Genomic DNA, 2,388 nt, shown 5'->3' with positions numbered 1-2,388 from the left:
TTCCCGTGGTCGGCCCTCAGCACCATGCTGACCAGCGAGCTGCACAGCATCACAGAGACATCGGTTTCGGCCGGAACGAACACTTCACGATCCCGCGCGGGACCCACCCCTTGACAGGGCACGCAGAAGCACCCTCAGCGCGCGCCACGGCATTTACCGTCCCCCCGGCGCGCGCCGAAGGCGCGCTGGACTGCTGACCAGAAACTCCCACATTAAAGTCGCGCGGAATTAGGGGCTTTGACGAGCAACCTAACCGTTCGGCGTGCTAAATCCTGTAGAATGGACCTGCGTTGGAGGGTCGCGCGTACTAGATTGATGACCATCGGGTGAGGAGCCGTGGGTGCCGGAGAGGAATATTGATTTCGGCAAATTCGGGGCGCGCGGTATCAAGGGGCATGAGGCCGTGGCCCGCCAGCTCGACGCTCTCGCCGGTTTCATTGCTACCCCGATCACGCAGCGGCGTGGGCTGCTGGCACGCTTGCACTACCTCACCCGCACTGAGCACGCCCGCGAAGCGGCCCGCGAGGCCGGGCTGACCGTGACCGATCGCACGCTCAAGGCCTGGCTGAATGGGAAGCGGATCCCGTCGAGGAAGAACCTGCAGGCCATCGAGACGGTGTACCGCACGGTGCGGCGCCAGAATGTGGCCCGTTACCTGCTGGCCCGCCTCAACCGTGCAGGACGCGGGGCCCGCGTCGAGTTCCATCCCCTCAACCAGTCCCAGGTCAGCCGCCCGCATCAGCGGGCGCTGTCGTTCCGCACGCTGAATGTGCGGCACTGGGACCGGATCGTCGAGGCATGGGCCAATGACGACGACGAGGCCCTGGACGAGGCATGGGTCAACGATGCGACGGTGGACCTCGGCTCCGAGTGGGGTCAGTACGAGTACGTCACCAATGTCGGGTTCGCCGCGTAGCGGCCGTTGCGGGGTCGCCGATTTCGTGGGCCGATTTCACGGTTGGTGTTCTTGGGGGACCGGTTCCGGCGTGGCGCTGTGACGTGCGGGTTGTGCCGGTGACTCGTTCGCATTGGACGCCGACGTGTGTACTGCCGAGAGGCCGCGGCGGGAACAGCCGCTCCGGTCGGCACGGTTGTATCGCCGAGGGGCCGGAACTGCAGGAGTGGGGAACACGGAGGCCGCATGGCCGACCGCCCTGCCGGGGTCCGGGCCTCAAGATCGCGGCACGCCTGTCGCGCTCCTTGGACCAAGATGTATTCCTGCTGGAGGACCGTTTCATGACTGACCGGCGCTTGACGCTCATGGCAGTGCACGCCCACCCCGACGACGAGGCCACCGGAACCGGAGGGATCCTCGCGCAGTATGCGGCGGAAGGCATCCGCACGGTTCTCGTGACATGTACCGACGGCGGTTGCGGTGACGGACCGGGAGGTGTGAAGCCGGGCGAGCCCGGGCACGATCCGGCGGCGGTCGCTTTGATGCGTCGCCAAGAACTCGAGGCGAGCTGTGATGTGCTGAAGGTCAGCGATCTGGAGATGCTGGGCTATGCCGACTCCGGGATGATGGGTTGGCCGAGCAACGACGCGCCCGGCTCCTTCTGGCGGACTCCTGTGCAGGAAGGCGCGGCCCGCCTTGCGGAACTCATGCGGCACTACCGTCCTGATGTGGTCGTCACCTACGACGAGAACGGCTTCTACGGCCACCCCGACCACATCCAGGCCCACCGCATCACCATGGCGGCGCTGGAGATGAGCGAGCTGACACCGAAGGTGTACTGGACCACGGCGCCCCGCTCGATGATGCAGCGATTCGGCGAGATCATGCGAGAGTTCGGCGAGGGCATGCCGGAGCCGGATCCTGCCGAGGCCGCAGCGCCGGCCGAGATCGGCCTCCCCGACGATGAGATCACCACGTGGGTGGACACGACGGGGTTCAGCGACCAGAAGTTCGACGCGTTGGCCGCGCACGCCAGTCAGGGCGAGAACATCTTCTTCCTGAAGATGGGCAAGGAGAGGTTCGGGTCGTTGATGGGCATGGAGACCTTCGTACGTGTCCAGGACGCCACCGGAGCGGCTGTCCCCGAGAACGATCTCTTCGCCGGGCTGCGCTGATCCGCCCGTCCGACCGGCCGGGACAGCGCATTGACCGGCCGGCACGATCGAGCGGGTCATACATCCGGCGGCCGGTCCGCACGAGTTCCGCTGTGGCAGCCCGCGTCCAGGCCCCTCGCCGGCGGCGTCGACGCACGCCCGTACTTCCGACCGACACCGCGCTGGTACATGCCCTATGGCGGGCTCGGACCCAGGCTCTGAGCTTGAGCTTTCACCTCCGTCCGGTTACCAGAAGTCGCTGGGCGGCGTGAACGGCCAAGGGCACGTCCGGCTGTGGTGGATCAAGAGCGGGCCGGCTTGGTGATGACGGCCGCCGTC

The 2,388-nt window shown here is 66.6% G+C and carries 2 protein-coding genes; both read left to right on the top strand.

Annotated features, from left to right (window positions below; all coding sequences use genetic code 11):
* The first annotated feature begins 340 nt into the window (after positions 1-340).
* A complete protein-coding gene (locus tag AB0N07_RS50295) occupies positions 341-916 on the top strand; it encodes a helix-turn-helix transcriptional regulator (RefSeq protein ID WP_365847618.1) in 576 nt (191 codons plus the stop codon).
* Positions 917-1,236: 320 nt separating this feature from the next.
* The gene (locus tag AB0N07_RS50290; protein ID WP_365847616.1) at positions 1,237-2,070 is read left to right on the top strand and encodes a PIG-L family deacetylase; all 834 of its coding nucleotides are present in this window, start codon (positions 1,237-1,239) and stop codon (positions 2,068-2,070) included.
* Positions 2,071-2,388: the final 318 nt, after the last annotated feature.

Source organism: Streptomyces sp. NPDC051172, from assembly GCF_040682555.1.
Taxonomy (GTDB): domain Bacteria; phylum Actinomycetota; class Actinomycetes; order Streptomycetales; family Streptomycetaceae; genus Streptomyces.
The sequence above is the reverse complement of the archived record's forward strand: the minus strand, read 5'-3'. Positions and strand labels throughout refer to the sequence as shown.